This window comes from Geothrix sp., assembly GCF_020622065.1.
Taxonomy (GTDB): Bacteria; Acidobacteriota; Holophagae; order Holophagales; family Holophagaceae; genus Geothrix.
This window is the reverse complement of the sequence record NZ_JAHRYQ010000001.1, coordinates 1,689,642-1,708,835: the sequence shown is the minus strand read 5'-3', so window position 1 is coordinate 1,708,835 and position 19,194 is coordinate 1,689,642. Positions and strand designations below refer to the sequence as shown.

Sequence of the window (19,194 nt, the reverse complement as noted above, 5' to 3'; positions counted from 1 at the left end):
ATCCGCGAAGGCCGCCTTCAGCGGACATCGAGCCCCGTGACCCGCCGCGGACCGGTGTCACCGGCTTTCCGGGCTCCTTCAAAGGTGACATAGACGGCGGGGCCCGACTTCGGGCTCCAACCCACCTCCACCTTGCCTCCGAAATCATGGTTGATGCGGAGCCCCTGATGATCCATCAGCTCTGGGGTCAGATCGGGGACGGGGGCCAGATCCTTCTGCCACTTGGAGGATGCCTGCAGGAAATCGGATTCCGTCGCCCAGGTCTTCGCCAGTCCCGGGTTGGCGGCGTAGAGGGCGCGGCAGCCCTCGGGAGTGCGCAGCTGCTCCACCACGGCGCGGAAGTCCTCCCAGTCCGGGCGCACCTTGTCGGCTACGAGGTTCATGGCCTTCTGCTTGAAGCCTTCGGGGTCCTTCTTGACCTTGTTGGCGATGAACGCCACCCCGCCCACGCAGGTCACCAGGGCGACGAGGAAGGCGATGCCGCAGCCCAGGGCGATCTTGCCCCAGAGGGGCAGGCCGGTCTTGAGCGGAACGCCGTGGCCGCCGTTGTCCCAGGAAGAGTCAGCCATGGCGGCCTCCTACAGCAGGTTGCTCGCGAGCTCGGCCAGCTTGCTGCGCTCGCCCTTCATCAGGGTGACATGGCCGGAAACATCGAGGTGCTTGAAGTGTTCCGCCAGGAAGCTCAGGCCGTTGGTGCTGGCGTCCACATAGGGGTTGTCGATCTGATGCGGATCGCCCGTGAAGATGACCTTGGTGCCTTCGCCAGCCCGGGTGAGGATGGTCTTGACCTCGTGGGGCGTGAGGTTCTGGGCCTCGTCCACCACCAGGTACTGCTTGGGGATGCTGCGACCCCGGATGTAGGTGAGGGGCTCCACGCTGAGGTAGCCCGCCTCCTCCAGCTGGCCCGCCGTCATGGTGGTGCGCTTCCGGGCCTCGGTGTTGGCGCCCACGATGAACTCGAGGTTGTCGTAGATGGGCTGCATGTAGGGCCGCAGCTTTTCACTGATGTCGCCGGGCAGGTAACCCAGGTCGCGGCCCATGGGCATGACCGGGCGGCTCACGAGGATCTTGTCGTAGGACTCGTCATCCACCACCTGCTGGAGGCCCGCGGCAATGGCCAGCAGGGTCTTACCGGTGCCCGCCTTGCCCAGGAGGGTGACCACCTGGACATTGGGATCCAGGAGCAGCTCCATGGCGAACTGCTGTTCGCGGTTCCTGGGCTTGATGCCCCAGGGCCAGGCCTCCATGCGCTTCAGGGGGCGCAGGAGCCCCTCGCCGGCCATGAACCGGGCCAGGGCGGTGTGGCTGGGGTTGGTTTGGTCCACCAAGGTTAGGAACTGGTTGGGTTCGAGTTGCAGCTCAGGGTCGGGCTGGAGGCCGCCGTCATAGAGCAGGTCCACCTTGGCGGGATCCACTTCCCAGGACTTGTGGCCGGTGTAGAGTTCGTCCATCTCCACCCGGTCGGTGGTGTAGTCCTCGGCCAGGATGCCGATGGCATCGGCCTTGATGCGGAGGTTGGTGTCTTTGGTGACCAGGACCACCTTCTCTTTGCAGGTGGTGAGGAGCTGCTTGGCACAGGCCAGGATCTGGTTGTCGGCTTTGTGCTTGTCCGCGGACAGGATGCCGATGTCCAGGGGATGGTTCTCCACATCCACCTTGAGGGAGCCGCCACCCTCCAGGGGCACGCCCCGGCTGAGGCTCCCGCTGGCCCGAAGCTTGTCCAGCATGCGCGAAACCGTACGGGCGTTCCGCCCGATTTCAGTCTGATCCTTCTTGAAGTGATCCACTTCCTCGATCACCACGATGGGCAGCACCACATCGTGTTCTTGGAAATGGAGGATGGAGTTCGGATCGTGCAGGAGGACATTCGTATCCAGGACGAAGACTTTCTTGCTGGATGGCGGGACCAAAGAGACCTCCAGGGCTGCACGCACCCTACCACCAAGCGGCCGGGCTTGCACGGCTGGGATTCGGATTCGGATTGGTGTGAAAATGGCTGCCCGCTCGGAGGCTCGTCGCATGAGGATTCTTCCCATGGCCCTCGCCATCACCACCGCCCTGTCCGCCCAGACTCCCCTGACCTATCCGGCCACCCGAAAGGCCGAAGTTGTGGAGGATTTCTTCGGCACGAAAGTGGCCGATCCCTACCGCTGGCTTGAGGATGACAACAGCGCCGAAACCAAGGCCTGGGTGGAGGCTCAGAACAAGGTGACCTTCGGCTACCTGGAGCAGATCCCCGCGCGGGCGAAGATCCAGGAGCGCATCACCCGCCTTTGGGACTTCGAGAAGTTCAGCGCGCCCTTCAAGCGCGGCAAGCGGTATTTCTACTCCTACAACACCGGGCTCCAGAACCAGTCCGTCCTGTTCGTCACCGAGGATCCCAAGGCCAAGGGCCGGGTGCTGCTCGATCCCAACGCCCTGAGCAAGGACGGCACCGTGGCCCTCAGCGGCGCGAGCTTCACGGAGGATGGCCGACTCATGGCGTACTCCATCTCCGTCGCCGGCTCCGACTGGCAGACCTGGAAAGTCCGCGATGTGGCCACGGGCCAGGATCTGGCCGATGAGATCCGCTGGTCCAAGGCCAGCGGGGCCTCCTGGCTGAAGGATGGCAGCGGCTTCTTCTACAGCCGCTACGAGGCCCCCAAGGAGGGCGGGGCGCTCACCGGCGTCAACAACAACCACATGCTCTGCTTCCACAAGCTGGGCACGCCCCAGAGCGAGGATGTCCTCATCTACCAGCGCCCCGACCAGCCTGAGTGGTACCTGGGTGGGTCCGTGACGGAGGATGGCCGCTGGCTGGTCATCTACGGCAGCAAGGGCACGAACCCTGAAACCAGCGTGTTCCTCAAGGATCTGTCCCGGCCCGGCAGCCCCGTGGAGCCCTTCCTGGACCGCATGGACGCGTCCTACGGCGTGGTGGACAACGAGGGCGACCGCTTCTTCGTGACCACCAACCAGGGCGCGCCGCGCAACCGCCTGGTGGCCATCCGCAAGGGGCACGCCGATCCGGCCGCCTGGGCCGAGATCATTCCCCAGGCCAAGGGCAAAGATGTGCTGGAATCCGTGTCGCTGGTGGGGGGCCGCTTCGTCGCCACCTGGATGCGGGATGCCCATTCCGCCGTGGAGTTCTACGACCTCAAGGGCAAGAAGACAGGCACCCTGGCCCTGCCGGCGCTGGGCACGGCGGGCGGATTTGGCGGACGCCGCGAAGATGCCGAGACCTTCTACACCTTCGGCAGCTTCGCCTATCCCGGAACCATCTACCGTCTGGATCTGAAGACGGGAAAGAGCTCCGTCTTCCGCACGCCGAAGGTGGCCTTCAAACCCGCGGACTTCGAGGTGAAGCAGGTCTTCTACTCCAGCAAGGACGGCACGAAGATCCCCATGTTCCTGGTGCACAAGAAGGGGCTCAAGCTCGACGGCCAGAACCCCACGCTGCTCTACGGCTATGGCGGATTCAACATCTCGCTCACGCCCGGGTTCTCCGTGTCCCGGATGGTCTGGCTGGAGATGGGCGGAGTCTTTGCCATGCCCAACCTGCGCGGCGGCGGCGAGTACGGCCTGGAGTGGTACGACGCCGGAAGGAAGGACAAGAAGCAGAATGTCTTCGACGATTTCATCGCGGCCGCTGAGTGGCTCATCGCCCACAAGATCACCTCCACGCCGAAATTGGCCATCAACGGCGGCAGCAACGGCGGCCTGCTGGTGGGTGCCTGCCTGACCCAGCGCCCCGACCTCTTCGGCGCGGCCGTGCCTGAGGTCGGCGTCATGGACATGCTGCGCTTCCACAAGTTCACCCTGGGCTGGGGCTGGAAGAGCGACTACGGCAGCAGCGAGACGAAGGAGGGCTTCGACACCCTCATGAAATATTCGCCCCTGCACACCATCAAGCCGGGCGTGAAGTATCCGCCGACCCTCGTCACCACCGGCGACCACGATGACCGGGTGGTGCCCGCCCACAGCCACAAGTTCACGGCCACCCTCCAGGCGGCCCAGGCGGGTCCGGCGCCCATCCTCACCCGCATCGAGACGAGTGCGGGCCACGGGGCCGGCAAGCCCACCGCCAAGGCCATCGCCGAGCGGGCCGATGTCTATGCCTTCCTCGTGAAGAACCTGGGCATGAAGCCCTGAAGGGCTGTTCCAACCTTGTGTTACGAGGTATTCTGAAGGGCATCCCCCCATGCCCTTCAGGAGGCCTTCCCATGCCGCGATCCCTGCCCCGAACCTGCCTGCTGCTGGCCCTCGCCGCCACGGCCCTGGTGGGTCAGATGCCCCCGTCTCAGGCGCCACTGGCCTATCCCGCCACCCGCAAGGGCGATGTGGTGGATGACTACCATGGCACCAAGGTGGCCGATCCCTACCGCTGGCTGGAGGATGATCACTCCGCCGAGACCGCCGCCTGGGTGGAGGCCCAGAACAAGGTGACCCAGGCCTACCTCGCGCAGATTCCGGAGCGGAAGGCCATCGAAACCCGGATGACGCACCTCTGGAACTACGAGAAGTACGGCGCACCCAGCAAGCACGGAAAGTACTACATCTATTCCTACAACTCGGGACTCCAGAACCAGGCCGTCGTCTACCTTACGGAACGCCTCGAGGAGAAGGGTCGGGTGTTCTTCGATCCCAACGCCCTGAGCAAGGACGGCACCGTGTCCCTCGGGGGCATGCGCTTCAGCGAGGATGGCGCCTTCGTGGCCTACAGCCTGTCCAAGGGCGGCTCTGATGTGAGCACCTGGAAGGTGCGCAAGGTGGCCACGGGCGAAGACCTGCCGGATGCCTTCCCGGCCGGGCGCCTGGGCGTGAATGCCTGGGCGAAGGATGGCAGCGGCTTCTACTACACCGACTACCCGAAGGTGGAGGCGGGGAAGGCCCTCACCGCCGTCTACAAGAATCAGAAGCTGTTCTTCCACAAGCTGGGTGATCCCATCGAGAAGGATGCGGTGGTTTACGAGCGCCCCGATCAGCCCGACTGGGGTTTCGGCGCTGCCGTGACCGACGATGGCCACTGGCTGGTGATCTCCCAGCGCCAGGGCACCGAGCGGAAGAATCGCGTCTTCCTGAAGGATCTCCGGAAGGCCGGCAGTCCTGTCGTTCCCCTGTTCAACCAGTACGATGGCGCCTACGCCATCCTGGGCAACGACGGCGACACCTTCTATGTGCATACCGATGCCGGCGCTCCGCGCCACCGCATCGTGGCCGTGGACCTCAAGGATCCGCAGCCGAAGGCCTGGAAGGACCTCATTCCGGAAGGGAAGGGGCGGGATGTCCTCGCGGCGGCGGATCTCTTCGGCAACACCTTCGCCGTCACCTGGAAGATCGATGCCCTCAACATCGTGAAGCTCTATGACCTGAAGGGTCGCTTCCTCAAGGAGATCAAGGCCGGCGGCCTGGGCAACCTCAGCGGTTTCAACGGCCGCCGCCAGGATACCGAGACCTTCTACACCTTCACTTCGTACAACCAGCCGCCCACCCTCTACCGCTACGACCTGAAGACGGGGACGAGCACCGTGTTCCGCCAGCCCAAGGTGGACATCAAGCCCACGGACTTCGAGGTCAAGGAGGTCTTCTACCCCAGCAAGGACGGGACGAAGGTGCCGATGTTCCTGGCCCACAAGAAGGGGCTGAAGCCGGATGGCACCAACCCCACGCTGCTCTACGCCTACGGCGGCTTCAACATCGCCCAGTCCCCCAACTACTCGCCCGTGGCCCAAGTCTGGATGGAGATGGGCGGCGTCTATGCCGTGGCCTGCCTGCGGGGCGGCAGCGAATACGGGAAGACCTGGTGGGAAGCGGGCCGGCGGGAGACGAAACAGAATGTCTTCGACGACTTCATCGCCGCGGGCGAGTGGCTCATCAAGGAGAAATACACCAGCACGCCCAAGCTCGCCATCCACGGCGGCTCCAATGGCGGCCTGCTGGTGGGCGCCTGCATGACCCAGCGCCCGGACCTCTTCGGCGCCTGCCTGCCCGCTGTGGGCGTCATGGACATGCTGCGGTACCACACCTTCACCATCGGGTGGATGTGGAAGAGCGACTACATGTCCAGCGACACCCCCGAGGGCTTCGCCAACCTCATCAAATATTCCCCGCTGCACAACTTGAAGCCCGGCGTGAAATACCCACCCACCCTGGTGACCACCGGCGACCATGACGACCGCGTGGTGCCTGCCCACAGCCACAAGTTCATCGCCACCCTGCAGGCCGATCAGGCTGGCCCGGCCCCTGTGCTCACCCGCATCGAGACGAACGCGGGCCACGGCGCCGGCAAGCCCACCGCCAAGCAGATCGCTGAACGCGCCGACCAGTGGGCCTTCCTCGTCAAGAACCTGGGCATGAAGCTGCCCGCCGGCTTCGGCCAGTAGTTGATTCCCACGGCCTCCCAGGGCAAACTGAGAGGCCAGCGCCAACTTAGCTCAGCTGGTAGAGCAGCTGATTCGTAATCAGCAGGTCGCAGGTTCGAATCCTGTAGTTGGCTCCATCAATACAACACTTAGGCCACCGTCGCTGGTGGCCTTTGTTCTGAAAGCGAGCGTATAGCGAGCGCTGGTGGCCAGAATCGAATGTTCCTTGCCGGTCTCGAACCTTTATTCTTGATGGCCACTGACCCCGCAGGGTCGCCACCACTTGAGAAGCGGGGCCATTGGGGCGGAGCCTAGCGGGTGGACCGCCATAAATAGACCAGGCTCGCGATGACCGCCACCGCAGCCAAGGGACCACCTAGAATCATCGACAGAAGTTGGATGGCGAAGATACAGACTGGGAACCCGAAGACCAGGAAGATTGCCCAGGGAAAACCCGTATCGGGTTTCATGCCCTGATATGTTTCCCGGTTCGTGCTCTGGTCTGTGTCCATCATGAGAGCCCCAACGGGGGAATTATACGCTCACAGAGCGAACCACCATGAATGGCTAGGCAGGGGCAAGAAGAGGCTCAGGAACGCCCGCCTGCGACCCCCCGGGGGCAGGGTCCAAGGCCCCCCGGGGGGTGGGGTCAACAATCCAGCCCTCTTTCATCGCGGCTCTGAAAAGAATCCGGGCTCTTGCCTCTCGCGTCCTCCACGGCATTTTTCAACATGTCGATCAAGGAGGGTTCAGAGAACCGGCCCATCACGAAGCACCCTGGTCATGCGTGCATGGAGGGTGGATGGGCACGATGTGATCGAGGGAACCAGTAACAATCGATACCCTGACCAAGCGCCCAATCAATTCCGCCCCTGGTAGCTTCTTCTTACCGCCGGATGCACTCAGCGCCTTGCTACATCTCGCTTCCGCCCCTGGAGTGACCCGCCCCATGTTTGAGCAGACCTTCAAGAACATCGACGACATCCTGCGCAAGGACGCGGGGTGCACCAGCGAGTTGGACTACACCGAGCAGTCCTCTTGGCTGCTGTTTCTGAAGTATCTCGATGCCTTGGAGCAGGACAAGGCCACGGAAGCGGCCCTGGAGGGGAAGTCCTACGCCTTCATCCTCGACAAGCCCTACCGCTGGGGGACTTGGGCGGCACCGAAGGGCAAGGACGGAAAGCTGGATCACAACGCCGCCCTGACCGGCGACGACCTGCGCGACTTCGTGAACCTGAAACTCTTCCCCTACCTGCACGCCTTCAAGCAGAAGGCTAGCGGGCCGAACACCACGGAATACAAGATCGGAGAGATCTTCGGTGAGATCAAGAACCGCATTCATAGCGGCTACAACCTGCGCGAGGTCATCGATCTGGTGGATGAGCTGCGGTTCCACTCTCAGAAGGAGAAGCACGAACTCTCCCACCTCTACGAGGCGAAGATCAAAAACATGGGCAATGCCGGGCGCAACGGTGGCGAGTACTACACGCCTCGGTCGCTAATCCGGGCCATCATCCAGGTTGTGCAGCCGAAGATCGGGGAGCGCATCTACGATCCGGCTTTGGGGTCCGCGGGCTTCCTCTGCGAGTCCTTCGAATTCCTGAAGAAGAAGCATGGGCTCACCACGGCGGATCTGACCACCCTCCAGAAGCGCACTTTCTACGGCAAGGAGAAGAAGAGCCTGGCCTATGTCATCGGGATCATGAACATGATCCTGCACGGCATCGAGGCCCCAAACATCATCCACACGAACACCCTGGCCGAGAACCTTGCCGACATCCAGGAGAAGGACCGCTACGACATTGTGCTGGCCAATCCGCCCTTCGGGGGGAAGGAGCGCCAGGAGGTCCAGCAGAACTTCCCCATCCGGACGGGCGAGACGGCCTACCTGTTCCTCCAGCACTTCATCAAGAGCCTGAAGGCCGGGGGCCGGGCGGGCATCGTCATTAAGAACACCTTCCTCAGCAACACGGACAACGCCTCCGTGTCCCTGCGGAAGAAGCTGCTGGAGGAGTGCAACCTCCATACGATCCTAGACTGCCCTGGCGGCACCTTCCAGGGCGCGGGCGTGAAGACTGTGGTGTTGTTCTTCGAGAAGGGCGCGCCCACCCAGAAGGTCTGGTACTACCAGCTTCGGCCGGGGCGGAACATGGGGAAAACCAACCCCCTGAACGACGAAGACCTGGTTGAGTTTCTGGCCTTGCAGAAGACCCGCGCAGACTCACCCAAGTCCTGGTCCGTGCCCATGAACACCCTCGACCAGGTCACATTCGATCTATCGGTGAAGAACCCCAATGGTGGCGAGGAAGTCACCCTTCGGAGTCCCGAGGACATCCTCGATGAGATCGCGGCCCTAGATGCAGAGAGCGCCGAGGTCCTGGCGACCATCCGGGGTTTGTTGTCATGAGCCCATGGCCTATGAAGAATTTGGGAGATGTCTGCCAAGTCGTTGGAGGCGGGACACCCTCAATTTCAATCGCCAGATATTACGAGGGGCAGATTCCATGGGCCACAGTGCGGGATCTGCGATCGGACATCGTCACAGAAACAGAACGAAGCATCACCGAGGAAGCCGTTAGGAATAGTGCCGCAAACATAATCCCAAGCGGGAATGTGGTGATCGCAACCAGGGTTGGCCTGGGGAAGGTCTGCATTATTAAGCAGGACACTGCGATAAATCAGGACCTGCGTGGAATCATTCCGAATGACCCGACCAAAATTTCTACCCGGTTTCTCTACTACTGGTTCAAGCGAGTGGCGCACCTGATTGTTGGGGAGGGAACCGGAGCCACGGTACAAGGGGTGAAAGTCCCATTCATCAAGGCACTTCAGCTTCCTATCCCACCATTCTCGGAGCAGCAGCGTATCGTCACCATCCTAAACATAGCTTTCGAGGGCATTGACACCGCCAAGGCCAACGCCGAGAAGAACCTTCAGAACGCATATGAGGTGTTCGAGAGCGAACGAGAGTCCAAGCTGTCCGGGAATAAATCAGGATGGCGTTCAGCCCCGCTCTCGGAGCTTTGCAGCATCAAACATGGATTCGCATTCCAAGGGGAGCACTTCAGGTCCGAGGGAAGGTATGTCTTGCTTACTCCAGGCAATTTTATCGAGGCTGGTGGCTACCGAGATAGGGGTGAGAAGCAGAAGTATTACATTGGTGAGGTCCCTGATGGTTTCATCTTGTCCAAAGGCGATCTTCTCATTGCGATGACAGAACAGGCCGCTGGCCTGCTGGGCAGCCCTATCCTGGTTCCAGCGTCTGATAGGTTTTTACACAACCAGCGATTGGGGCTTGTTAATGGGAATCCAGGTGTTCCCTGGTGTAACGAGTTCTTCTTCCATGTCTTCAACACCAAAGGACTTCGTGCGGCCGTTCACGCAAGTGGCTCTGGGGTAAAGGTCCGACACACTTCTCCCTCCAAAATTGGCGATGTGATTGTGTCTTACCCAACAAAGGTCGCGACGCAATTGGAGATAGCGGAAGCCATCCAGGCATTACAAGATGAATGCGATAAGCTGGCTAGTAACTACTCTCAGAAGCTAGAAGCCCTGGATGAGCTTAAGCAGTCCCTCCTTCACCGCGCCTTCAACGGCGACCTGTGACAGGGCGAAGACCGTGAACGAAGCCGAAACCCGAGCTGAGCACATCGACCCCGCGCTGAAGGCGGCGGGGTGGGGCGTGGTCGAGGGCAGCCGCATCCTGCGGGAATACGGGATCACCCAGGGGCGGCTTCAGGGCGGCGGCCAGCGGGCCAAGGCTGAGATCGCGGACTATGTGCTGGTCTACCGCAACACCAAGTTGGCCGTGGTGGAGGCCAAGGCCTGGGACAAGCCCTACACCGAGGGCGTGGGCCAGGCCAAGAGCTACGCCGCCAAGCTGGCGGTCCGCTTCACCTACGCCACCAACGGCCAGGCAATCTACGGCATGGACATGGCCCTGGGGCAGGAAGGGGATGTGCCCGCCTTCCCCAGCCCTGATGAACTCTGGGACTGGACCTATGCCGAAGCGAATGCCTGGCGGGACCGCTTCGCCGCCGTGCCCTTTGAGGACAAGGGCGGCTCCCACCCGGGCCGCTACTACCAGGACATCGCGATCGAGCGGGCCCTGGAAGCCATCGCAGCCGGGAAGGACCGCCTCCTGCTCAACCTGGCCACCGGCACGGGCAAGACCTTCATCGCCTTCCAGATCGCCTGGAAGCTCTTCCAGAGCCGGTGGAGCCTTAGCGGGGAACCCACCCGGCGCCCCCGCATCCTCTTCCTGGCGGACCGGAACATCCTGGCGAACCAAGCCTACAACGCCTTCTCGGCCTTCCCGGAGGACGCGCTGGTCCGCATCGCCCCCGATGAGATCCGCAAGAAGGGCAAGGTCCCAAAGAACGGCAGCATCTTCTTCACCATCTTCCAGACCTTCATGAGCGGCCCCGGTGACACGCCCTACTTCGGGGAGTATCCGCCCGACTTCTTCGACTTCATCGTGATCGACGAATGCCACAGGGGCGGGGCCAAGGACGAGAGTACCTGGCGGAGCATCCTCGACTACTTCGCCCCGGCGGTGAAGCTGGGCCTCACGGCTACACCCAAGCGCACGGACAATGTGGACACCTACGCCTACTTCGGGGAGCCGGTGTTCGCCTATTCGCTGAAGGAAGGCATCAACGATGGCTTCCTCACGCCCTTCAAAGTGAAGCAGATCAGCACCACGCTGGACGAATATGTCTACACGCCGGACGACATCCTGCTGGAAGGGGTGGCCGAAGAAGGGAAGCGCTACACCGAGTCGGACTTCAACCGGATCATCGAGATCAAGGAGCGCGAAGACTATCGGGTGCGGCTCTTCATGGACCTGATCCACCAGGATGAGAAGACCTTGGTGTTCTGCGCCAGCCAACCCCACGCGCTGGCGGTGCGCGATCTCATCAACCAGGTGAGCCGCAGCACCAACCCCCTCTACTGCGTCCGGGTCACGGCCAACGATGGGGCCCTGGGCGAGCAGTACCTGCGCGACTTCCAGGACAACGAAAAGACCATCCCCACCATCCTGACCACCTCCCAGAAGCTATCGACCGGGGTGGATGCGCGGAATGTCCGCAACATCGTCCTCATGCGCCCTGTGAACTCCATGATCGAGTTCAAGCAGATCATCGGGCGAGGCACGCGGCTCTTCGAGGGCAAGGATTACTTCACCATCTACGACTTCGTGCAGGCCCACCACCACTTCAACGATCCCGAGTGGGACGGGGAGCCGGAGGAGCTTGAAACAGAAGACGGGAAAGGCCCATCGCGGCAGGTGGAACGGGCTGCCCCCGATCCCAAGCCCGAGGGGGAGGAGCCTGAGCGGAAGCAAAAGACCCGCATCAAGCTTGCGGATGGGAAGGAACGGACCATCCAGCACATGCTGTCCACCACCTTCTGGAGCGCGGACGGGCGGCCCATGTCGGCGGCGCAGTTCCTGGAGAATCTGTTCGGGGCCCTGCCAGCCTTCTTCAAGAACGAGGCCGAACTGAGGGCCATCTGGAGCAAGCCTGATACCCGGAAGGCCCTCCTGACTGGACTTTCGGACCAGGGCTATGGCCGGGACACCATGACCGAGATGCAGCGGATCATCGAGGCCGAGAACAGCGACCTGTTCGATGTGCTGGCCTATGTCGCCTTCGCCCTGAGCCCCCGAACCCGTGAGGCCCGTGCCGACCAGGCCAAGGTCCTCATCCACGACAGCTACTCCGACAAGCAGCGGGCCTTCCTGGAGTTCGTCCTGGCCCAGTATGTGAAGCAGGGCGTGGACGAACTCGACCAGGAGAAGCTCTCGCCCCTGCTCAGGCTGAAGTATCACGACGCTATTTCAGATGCCGTGGCTGACCTGGGCAGCGTGGAGGAGATCCGGGATGCGTTTTCGGGATTCCAGCGATTCTTGTACGAGTCGGTGGGGTAGGGCATTTTCGAGTCACCCCGAGCGGTAGTGGGACCTGGGCCTCTTAGACATCGCCCCCGAGCTGCTTCGCCAGAGTGAGATAAACCCGCCCCCGCACATCCTTGGATGGCATCAAGGCCCTTGCGGGCACCCATGCCCCCCGATGGGTGACCCTCATTGGCCCATGCTTGGGCCGCCTATGCCAGGCCCGGTGGATCGGAACCCAGCCGTGCCTCCGACGCTCTGCCGCGTCCCTCTGCCAACCCTTCTTCTTCGCTCGGCAGGCCTCGCAGACCTTCAGCTTTAGGCCGTGATTGCGCCGGGATTCTTCGGGGGTGAGGTGGGTTGCACATTCGGTGCAGCGGCCTTCCTGGGCCAGTTCTGATCGCCTGCGGGCCATGTTGTCTGCCTTCATGCCGAGGCATCGCCTGCACCTGGACTTCCCCTCCACACGGGGCCGCTTCCGACACTCCAGGCACCGTCCCCCGGTGTCGCAGGCAAACCATCGGGCGTTGCGCTCGGACAGTTCCAGGAGGCAGGGGTAGCAGTGGTGGAACCCCTCCTCCATGACGGGCCTGCCGTAGCACCAGACGCACTTCTTCATGCCCGTATGGTAGGGCTTGGAAAGTTAGTCTGCACGCCACTCTTTGACTCTTGGGTGGCGGGGCGAAGTCTGTAGTGCCGCACAGTAAATAAGAGTAAAATGGAAAATGAAGATGAGCCTTTACCCTGCCGGGGCAGAGTTAGGGATGAAGGGGAGGATGCCCAACCCACGGGTAAGCATCCGTTGTCCATTCACGCGGCAAAGCAAAGAGACGGGAATGAATTTGATTCCAGCCAAGGAGGCCGCTATGCCCAAAACGCCGCAAACCCAGATGCCGCCGAAGCCTACTGGAGACAGTGAGAACTCAGCCGTGGAGCGATCCAACCGGGCAAACGAGCGGGTGAAGGCGCGAATGGCCAAGCTGTTCGCTGAGGGGAAGCTGCGCCCCGAGTGCTACCTGGACCCGAAGACCGGGCAACCCAAGTAGGACGAGGCAAAAGGTTTCACATCGGACGGAGATTACAGCTATGGGCAAGATCACCTGGAAAGGATCGGTTCCGGCGAACGACCCGATGTTCTTCGAAGGACCGTTGATCGCGTCTACCCAGCGATCCAGCGCGAAGTCCACGACCGCGCCCGACGCGAGTTCGGGTGGGGCCGACCTGCCGAATCCGATGCAGGAAGTCGAGGACGGGATGGAAGCCTGGCTCCAGGCCGAGATGGAGAAGGGTTCCAGGCTCGCACAGGCGGAGAACACTCCGTCGCCGCAGTCGGGTTCCACTACTCTCCCCAAGGAGGACTGACGACTGCCCGGCAGAGTGGGTCATTCCCTGTATTCCTGCCAACAGGCTCCCACCAAACCGCCGCTGAACCTTCGGATGACTGCGAGGTTCTTCAGATTCACCAAGCCCAAGGCCCGCCCCTGGAGGATGGCCTGCTCCTGCCGGGTAAATTCCTCCCAAATCTCCAGGCATTGGCGGTAGCGGGCCAGGCCCTCCAGATCCACCTTGGGGTCCCGACGCAGGATGGTCCCCCTCTGCTCCTCCGTTATGCCCAGCAGGGCGATCAGCTCGGATTTGAGGTCGCGGGCCATGTTCAACCCAGACGGGTCCAGGGCCTCGGCTGGAGACCCGTAGATGCGTTCGCCGTCCCCCCTCCACCTCACATCCGCCCGGGCCAGGAGAAAGACTTGGGAGGCCATGACCCGGCTCACAAGGCGACCTCTCGGGCATCTTCCGGGTGGAAGATCGCCCCGGCCACCAAGGAGGTCGGATCTTCCGCTTCTTCCGCCCCCCATCTTCCGCCCGGAAGATCCAATGCTTTCGGGCCTTCTGACTCGATGTGGCCATCCTCGATCTTCCGCCCGGAAGACGATTCGCCCGGGTTGGGGGTGATCTTCCTTCCCTTCCATCCCCCTAGGGAACCGGAAGGGAAGGGAGATCCAGAACCCAGCGTCTCCACCTTGGCCAGGCCAAGGTCTGTGAGGCGAATCTCCCCCAAGAGTCCGGCCTTGCGGAGGGCGTGCAGGGATTTGTCCCACTGTCCCCTGGGGTTCCCTGAGTCTGGCCAGATGAACGGGGCCGCCACCTTGGGGTCCAGGCCCCCCAGTCCCCCGGCTTCCGCGATGGCCAGCAATACCTCGTCCCGCTTGGTCAGTTTGAGGACGGCGGAGGCCCCCTGGATCAAGGTCAGGATCCGTTCGGAATCAGGGTGCAAGCCGAGGAACCCCGCTCCGGGTTCGTCCGCCTGCCTGCGCTCAAGCAGGATGGTGTCGCCCTTCTCCGAGGCACTCATCTTGGATAAGTGCAGGGCAACATACCCGCCCCTAAGTGCCCGGTCCACTTCCAGGCCCGTGGCCTGGGCCTCTGAGGGCGACAGGGCGGCCATTTGGATGATGAACCTGGCCGCAGCCTCCACCGCGCTGGATCCTCGCAAGGCCTCCGGGTGGAGCCGTTGCCAGAGTTTCTTGTCTGAAGGCGCGTCGTTCCCCTTGCCGACATGGTGAATGGACAGCACGGCGGCCCCGGTCGCCTGGGCCAGAGCCGAGACGGCCTCATTGAATGGGCGGATGTCTGAGGCTTTGTTTTCGTCTCCATCGGCCATCCGCGCCAGGGTGTCCAGAATGATGAGTCCGCAGCCGCCGGGGATCGCACTGGCCATGTCTGCCAGGTTCCGCCACTGGTCCTCAAGGTAGAGGGATTCACCAGAGGTGCGGTTCGGGAACAGAGGGCGCAACCGCCGGAGCAAGCCACCCTCACGGCCCTGTGTCCACTCCGGATCTTCTTTCAGGAGCTCAAGGCCCCGGGCTAACCGCCTATGGAACTCCGCCTCGTCATCCTCAAGGCCCACGAAGAGGACGCCACGGGCTTCCTCCATGCTCACGGGCCGCCCCATCACACCCAGACCGGAGGCGAGGCCCATGCCGATGGACAGGGCAGTCATGGACTTCCCGGCCCCGGCCCTCGCCGCCAGAACACCCGGCACGCCACCGGGGATGAGGCCCTCCACCAGCCACCGAACCGGGGGAGGGGATTCGGTCAGCATGCGTCGAACATCTCCCACGATCCATGGTCCAGCACCTCCGCCATTGGCAGAGGGTAGGGGGAGCGTGGGGTGTTCCCTGGCCATGCACCTCTCTCTGGCGGCCTCTTCGATAAGGGCGAGCGCCGCCTCTGCATCCAGATCAGGAACCGGGCTGGTCTCCAGGTCTGCCAAGTCCCACTTCTCCGGCAGACCATCGGGAAGTGCCACGATGCCCGCGCTGGCCACTCCCAGGGCCTGGAGGGCCTGGTGGACCTCTTCTGCATACTTGCGGCCCGGATCGTCGGCATCGGGCCAGATGGCCACCCTACGGCCCGCCAGCGGGCTCCAGTTCGCGGCCGTTGCGCTGGTGGCGCTCCCACTGGTGGTGACGACCCAATCGGGAAAATGCTTGGATGCGGCATCGGCGGCCTTCTCACCCTCGACAACCAGGACGGGGGCCTTCGAGTTTTTGGCCAGTTTGTGCAGGTTGTAGATGGCACGCGGGGCAGGGGCCGCCTTGAGCTGCCATGCCATCGTTCCATCTGGGATCTGCCATAGAGTGGCCGGGCGGATGATCTTGTGCCCGCCTGGAGGGTCGAACCTCAGCACAGCGAAAAGGGGGAAACCCGCATCGTTCCTGTAGACAGACACAGAGGACGGTTTCCCGAGGCGGGGCCATGAGAGCGGCAGGGATGGGGCACCCTTGCGGGCGGGCATGATGAGGCTGGGCTCAGTGGGCTGCATTTTTACCCCACATCATGCGGGCCAGTTCACGGGCCGCCTCGCCTTGAGGAAGCACTTTGATGTAGGCCACTAGGGAGATGAGGTCTCCACCCCGCTCCCCGGTAGCGAACTCGCACCAACGCCCCGTCATGAGGTTGATGCTGAAGCTCCCCGCCCTCCGGTCCTTGCGGGTTGGGTTTCTGACGATGTACTCCTGGCCCTGGATGCGGCCACCAGGCAGGAACTCCATCAGTAGGGGTAGGGACTGGTCCAGTGCCTCGCGCGCGATGTGCTTGAAATCAATTTTCCCCATGGGTTCCCCCTTGGCCGAGGCCATCAAGCCAATCGCGACCTTCATCCATGACGATTCGCAGCTCAGATGGCAGGAGTAAGACCACGCCATCCGGGGTGCTAACCCGGAACTGAGGGACGGGGATCGCTGGGCCGCAGCTGAAGGTGTCGCGTTGCTGTTCGCACATCACTCCACCCCCCCAGAGGGGGTGTCCCGAGTGTGCTGACGAGTACGGGCCTCGGTCCACGCTTGGAGGTCTGCCATCCGGTACCGGCAGAGGTGGCCAACCTTAACGAAGGCGGGGCCACCTCCACGGATGGCCCAAAGCTCCAGCGTCCGTGGGCTAATGGCAAGGAAGGACGCGGCCTCGCGTCGGGTTAACAGTGCTTCGTAGTTCATAAGAATCCCCCTTGAGTCAGCGGCGCTAACCGCGCTCAAGAGGGAGCATCAGTGTTGGATCGGGCACTAACTACGCAGGTTTGCTATGGCAGTTCGTGCGTTCGCACGGGTCATTCAATGGCCCAAATCTGCGTCAGCATTGGCTCTTATTGTCGCGGCTTTGCCTTCCTGCCGGGCTTCCGCTTCACAACCCGCTCTCCGGCAGGCCGAGCAAGCTCTCGATGGACGGCCCTCAAGATGTTGCGCCGGATGTCGCCCTCCATGGCCCCCGGGAGTCCGATGGCCTCAAGGCACCCGAGCAACATCGTTTCCCAGGGGCCATACTCCGCTTCATGGACCAGGCCGCCCCCGCCCGGATGGCTCCTGGGTGGCGTAGGCACTCCGGCCCAATCGTAGTGAAGTAGCCACAGGCTGCTACACATGACCTCCATCGCAGTCGGATTCTCTTTCAACCCCCATTGAGGAGGGCCATGGGTTCCAGTCTTTCGCACCTTGTCCCACCGTTCCTTGAGTGCGCGATCAGTGGCCCCCCGGAGAAGCGGAACTGCAAGGGGTATGGGGCCCAGGTGGTGACCCGTAGCTGCTGGCCCTCTCAGCCGGATCCACTCGATCCTTTGGATAGCCTCGTCTGGCAAACCGTCGATGGCCTCCAGGAGAGCGCGGAGGCTGGATTTGATCTTCTCGTTCTGGTGGCCTTCCTCGGATTCCTGGAACCGCTCAACGATGTCCCGAACCTGCCGTTCCGCATCCTGGCGCGTGAACCCCTTGTGTTGCCGGAACCCAAGCCGTGCATTTGGCGGGGCTCCAGATGCCAGATATACCTTGTGGGCCGCGATGAGTGCATCCACGGCCCGCTCGATACCTGTTGGCTTGGTGGTGGTCACGCGGCAGCCCGTGCCTGCCGTGCTACCAGGTCCAGGAGCGTGATGGCATCGCTCACCTCCTCGCGTGATGGCTCCTTGCCGTCCTCGATGGCACCGAGGAGGAGGTTGGCCACGGCATCAACGGACGAGGCCACGCGGTTGAGTTCGTCCCGCAGATCAAGGGTGGAGGGGGTGATGGTGCTAGTGGTCATGGTGTCTCCATGAAAAGGGGTGATAGATGGCATGAACCCCATGCTGAGGGGTAGTGGGTTTGTGGTGGTCAGGCTTGCTTATTGAGTTTCTTGGCCATCGCGGAGCCGATCTTTGCGCTGGCCTCCGCTCGCTTCTTGCCTGCGAGCCGGGCGTAAATGGCGGTTGTGCTGGTCTGCTTGTGGCCTAGCACCTTGCCAATCGTTTCATGGGGCAACTCCACATCACCGGCTCCCACCGTCCCAAAGGTTCGGCGGATGTCGTGGATCGTGGGTTTGATGATGTCGTTGCCGCCCTTCTTCCAAACCCCAGCGGTCTCCAGGATCCGCTCCCAGGGTTTCATCAGATTGACCCAGGGCTTTGGCTCGGGCTTTTTCTCGCCGGGCTTGGGTTTCTCAGGCCTGCCTGGGAACACATAGGGGTTGCCTAGGATTCGGTGCGCCAGTGCCGCCTGGAGGACCTCCAGCATTTGGTCGTTGATGTCTACCGTCAGACCGCCAGTTTTGGTCTCAAGCCTGATAGTTCGGGCATCCATGTCCACGGCGCTCCACCTCAGAGTCAACGCCTCCGACTTCCGCCTGCCAGAGAAGAGAAGGAACTTGATGGCAAGAATGGCCTGGATGTACTCCGCATCGATGGCACGGGCCGCTTCCTTCTTGCCCTGCCGCTGAAGTTTGAGTTTCTGCTCGGCTGTGGCCTGTTCTGTGTCCAGAGCCTCGCCCACGGCCATGAGTTCCGCATCGGTCAGGAACCGATCCCGGGGTTCCTCCTTGAACTTGTCCAGCCCACGGCAGGGATTCGATCCTGGGGGCCGATGGCCCCAGCGCTCCGCCATGTTGAAGAGCTTGGAGAGTAGGGCGTAAACACGGTTCCACTGGGTTTTGGTCTTCCGCAGCTTGTTCAAGGCCGCTGACACATCCGCCGTGGTGATGTTCGCCACGGCCCGCGTGCCTAGAACTGGCAGGACAAATTTCTTTAGCTGGCTGGTGTAGTTCCGCACAGTGGCGGGCTTCTTGGTGGACACATGCTCTTCCGTGAATTGGTCCACCAGTTTCTGAACGGTGACGGCCTCGCGCTTCTTGTCCCTGGTCTCCGCAGGGTCCAACCCCTTGGCCGAATCCCCAAGGATGCTCTTGGCCTGGATCCGGGCCTCGTCAGCCGTGTTTACCGGGTGCTTCCCTACCTTGGCCCATTTCTGCTGGCCCATGTCATTCCGGTAGCGGGCCAGGTAGACCTTGGACCCGCCCGGGTTCACTCGGACGCAGAAGCCCGGTAACTCACTGTCCCAGAAGTACCCAGGCTTTTTCAGCCGCTGGACGCGGGCGGTTGTGAGCTTTTCCTTCTCGGGTTCTACCTTCTTGCCTGCCATCCCGCCCCCCCATTCATCG

Annotated in this window: 15 protein-coding genes and 1 tRNA gene; 7 read left to right on the top strand and 9 right to left on the bottom strand. The window is 62.4% G+C overall.

Annotated features, from left to right (window positions below):
• Window positions 1-17 precede the first annotated feature (17 nt).
• Window positions 18-569: a hypothetical protein gene (locus tag QZ647_RS07965; RefSeq protein ID WP_291271648.1), complete on the bottom strand. Its 552-nt coding sequence runs from the start codon at window positions 567-569 to the stop codon at window positions 18-20.
• Between the two features lie 9 nt (window positions 570-578).
• Window positions 579-1,934: a PhoH family protein gene (locus tag QZ647_RS07960; protein ID WP_291271647.1), complete on the bottom strand. Its 1,356-nt coding sequence runs from the start codon at window positions 1,932-1,934 to the stop codon at window positions 579-581.
• Window positions 1,935-2,019: 85 nt separating this feature from the next.
• Here QZ647_RS07960 and QZ647_RS07955 point away from each other — a divergent pair, with 85 nt between their 5' ends.
• The 7 genes from QZ647_RS07955 to QZ647_RS07925 all read left to right on the top strand — a co-directional run bounded on the left by QZ647_RS07955 (window position 2,020) and on the right by QZ647_RS07925 (window position 13,599).
• Entirely contained in the window at window positions 2,020-4,131 is a 2,112-nt protein-coding gene (locus QZ647_RS07955) for a prolyl oligopeptidase family serine peptidase (protein WP_291271646.1), read from the top strand.
• Window positions 4,132-4,202: 71 nt separating this feature from the next.
• Window positions 4,203-6,362 carry a prolyl oligopeptidase family serine peptidase gene (locus tag QZ647_RS07950; protein WP_291271645.1) on the top strand — a complete coding sequence of 720 codons (2,160 nt, stop codon included), beginning with the start codon at window positions 4,203-4,205 and terminating at the stop codon, window positions 6,360-6,362.
• A 40-nt stretch (window positions 6,363-6,402) separates the two neighbouring features.
• Window positions 6,403-6,478, top strand: a tRNA-Thr gene (locus QZ647_RS07945).
• Between the two features lie 812 nt (window positions 6,479-7,290).
• On the top strand, window positions 7,291-8,748 hold the full coding sequence (locus tag QZ647_RS07940; RefSeq protein ID WP_291271644.1) for an N-6 DNA methylase: 1,458 nt from the start codon (window positions 7,291-7,293) through the stop codon (window positions 8,746-8,748).
• On the top strand, window positions 8,745-9,947 hold the full coding sequence (locus QZ647_RS07935; protein ID WP_291271643.1) for a restriction endonuclease subunit S: 1,203 nt from the start codon (window positions 8,745-8,747) through the stop codon (window positions 9,945-9,947). Before QZ647_RS07940 ends, QZ647_RS07935 begins: the two co-directional genes overlap by 4 nt.
• A gap of 13 nt (window positions 9,948-9,960) precedes the next feature.
• A complete protein-coding gene (hsdR, locus tag QZ647_RS07930; RefSeq protein WP_291271642.1) occupies window positions 9,961-12,273 on the top strand; it encodes an EcoAI/FtnUII family type I restriction enzme subunit R in 2,313 nt (770 codons plus the stop codon).
• 1,050 nt (window positions 12,274-13,323) lie between these two features.
• Window positions 13,324-13,599, top strand: a complete 276-nt coding sequence (locus tag QZ647_RS07925) for a hypothetical protein (RefSeq protein WP_291271641.1) — start codon at window positions 13,324-13,326, stop codon at window positions 13,597-13,599.
• Window positions 13,600-13,619: 20 nt separating this feature from the next.
• Here the strand turns inward: QZ647_RS07925 and QZ647_RS07920 are convergent, their stop codons facing one another.
• The 7 genes from QZ647_RS07920 to QZ647_RS07895 all read right to left on the bottom strand — a co-directional run bounded on the left by QZ647_RS07920 (window position 13,620) and on the right by QZ647_RS07895 (window position 19,175).
• Window positions 13,620-13,997 (bottom strand): hypothetical protein, encoded by a 378-nt coding sequence (locus QZ647_RS07920; RefSeq protein ID WP_291271640.1) that lies wholly within the window; start codon window positions 13,995-13,997, stop codon window positions 13,620-13,622.
• Window positions 13,998-14,005: 8 nt separating this feature from the next.
• On the bottom strand, window positions 14,006-15,853 hold the full coding sequence (locus QZ647_RS07915) for an AAA family ATPase (RefSeq protein WP_291271639.1): 1,848 nt from the start codon (window positions 15,851-15,853) through the stop codon (window positions 14,006-14,008).
• 196 nt (window positions 15,854-16,049) lie between these two features.
• Window positions 16,050-16,355, bottom strand: a complete 306-nt coding sequence (locus QZ647_RS07910) for a hypothetical protein (protein ID WP_291271638.1) — start codon at window positions 16,353-16,355, stop codon at window positions 16,050-16,052.
• A gap of 165 nt (window positions 16,356-16,520) precedes the next feature.
• Window positions 16,521-16,733, bottom strand: coding sequence for a helix-turn-helix domain-containing protein (locus QZ647_RS15590; RefSeq protein ID WP_366526141.1), 213 nt, complete (start codon window positions 16,731-16,733; stop codon window positions 16,521-16,523).
• 146 nt (window positions 16,734-16,879) lie between these two features.
• Entirely contained in the window at window positions 16,880-17,617 is a 738-nt protein-coding gene (locus QZ647_RS07905) for a hypothetical protein (protein WP_291271637.1), read from the bottom strand.
• Window positions 17,614-17,808, bottom strand: coding sequence for a hypothetical protein (locus tag QZ647_RS07900; protein WP_291271636.1), 195 nt, complete (start codon window positions 17,806-17,808; stop codon window positions 17,614-17,616). The genes QZ647_RS07905 and QZ647_RS07900 overlap by 4 nt, the downstream gene beginning before the upstream one ends.
• Before the next feature lie 68 nt (window positions 17,809-17,876).
• Window positions 17,877-19,175: a tyrosine-type recombinase/integrase gene (locus tag QZ647_RS07895; protein ID WP_291271635.1), complete on the bottom strand. Its 1,299-nt coding sequence runs from the start codon at window positions 19,173-19,175 to the stop codon at window positions 17,877-17,879.
• Between the last annotated feature and the right edge of the window lie 19 nt (window positions 19,176-19,194).

What these genes read in the sequence shown, in the direction of transcription:
- QZ647_RS07965 (WP_291271648.1), bottom strand. Translation starts at nt 569, where the DNA reads ATGGCTGACTCTTCCTGGGACAACGGCGGCCACGGCGTTCCGCTCAAG.
- QZ647_RS07955 (WP_291271646.1), top strand. Translation starts at nt 2,020, where the DNA reads ATGAGGATTCTTCCCATGGCCCTCGCCATCACCACCGCCCTGTCCGCC.
- QZ647_RS07950 (WP_291271645.1), top strand. Translation starts at nt 4,203, where the DNA reads ATGCCGCGATCCCTGCCCCGAACCTGCCTGCTGCTGGCCCTCGCCGCC.
- QZ647_RS07940 (WP_291271644.1), top strand. Translation starts at nt 7,291, where the DNA reads ATGTTTGAGCAGACCTTCAAGAACATCGACGACATCCTGCGCAAGGAC.
- QZ647_RS07935 (WP_291271643.1), top strand. Translation starts at nt 8,745, where the DNA reads ATGAGCCCATGGCCTATGAAGAATTTGGGAGATGTCTGCCAAGTCGTT.
- QZ647_RS07925 (WP_291271641.1), top strand. Translation starts at nt 13,324, where the DNA reads ATGGGCAAGATCACCTGGAAAGGATCGGTTCCGGCGAACGACCCGATG.
- QZ647_RS07920 (WP_291271640.1), bottom strand. Translation starts at nt 13,997, where the DNA reads ATGGCCTCCCAAGTCTTTCTCCTGGCCCGGGCGGATGTGAGGTGGAGG.
- QZ647_RS07915 (WP_291271639.1), bottom strand. Translation starts at nt 15,853, where the DNA reads ATGGCATGGCAGCTCAAGGCGGCCCCTGCCCCGCGTGCCATCTACAAC.
- QZ647_RS07910 (WP_291271638.1), bottom strand. Translation starts at nt 16,355, where the DNA reads ATGGGGAAAATTGATTTCAAGCACATCGCGCGCGAGGCACTGGACCAG.
- QZ647_RS15590 (WP_366526141.1), bottom strand. Translation starts at nt 16,733, where the DNA reads ATGAACTACGAAGCACTGTTAACCCGACGCGAGGCCGCGTCCTTCCTT.
- QZ647_RS07900 (WP_291271636.1), bottom strand. Translation starts at nt 17,808, where the DNA reads ATGACCACTAGCACCATCACCCCCTCCACCCTTGATCTGCGGGACGAA.
- QZ647_RS07895 (WP_291271635.1), bottom strand. Translation starts at nt 19,175, where the DNA reads ATGGCAGGCAAGAAGGTAGAACCCGAGAAGGAAAAGCTCACAACCGCC.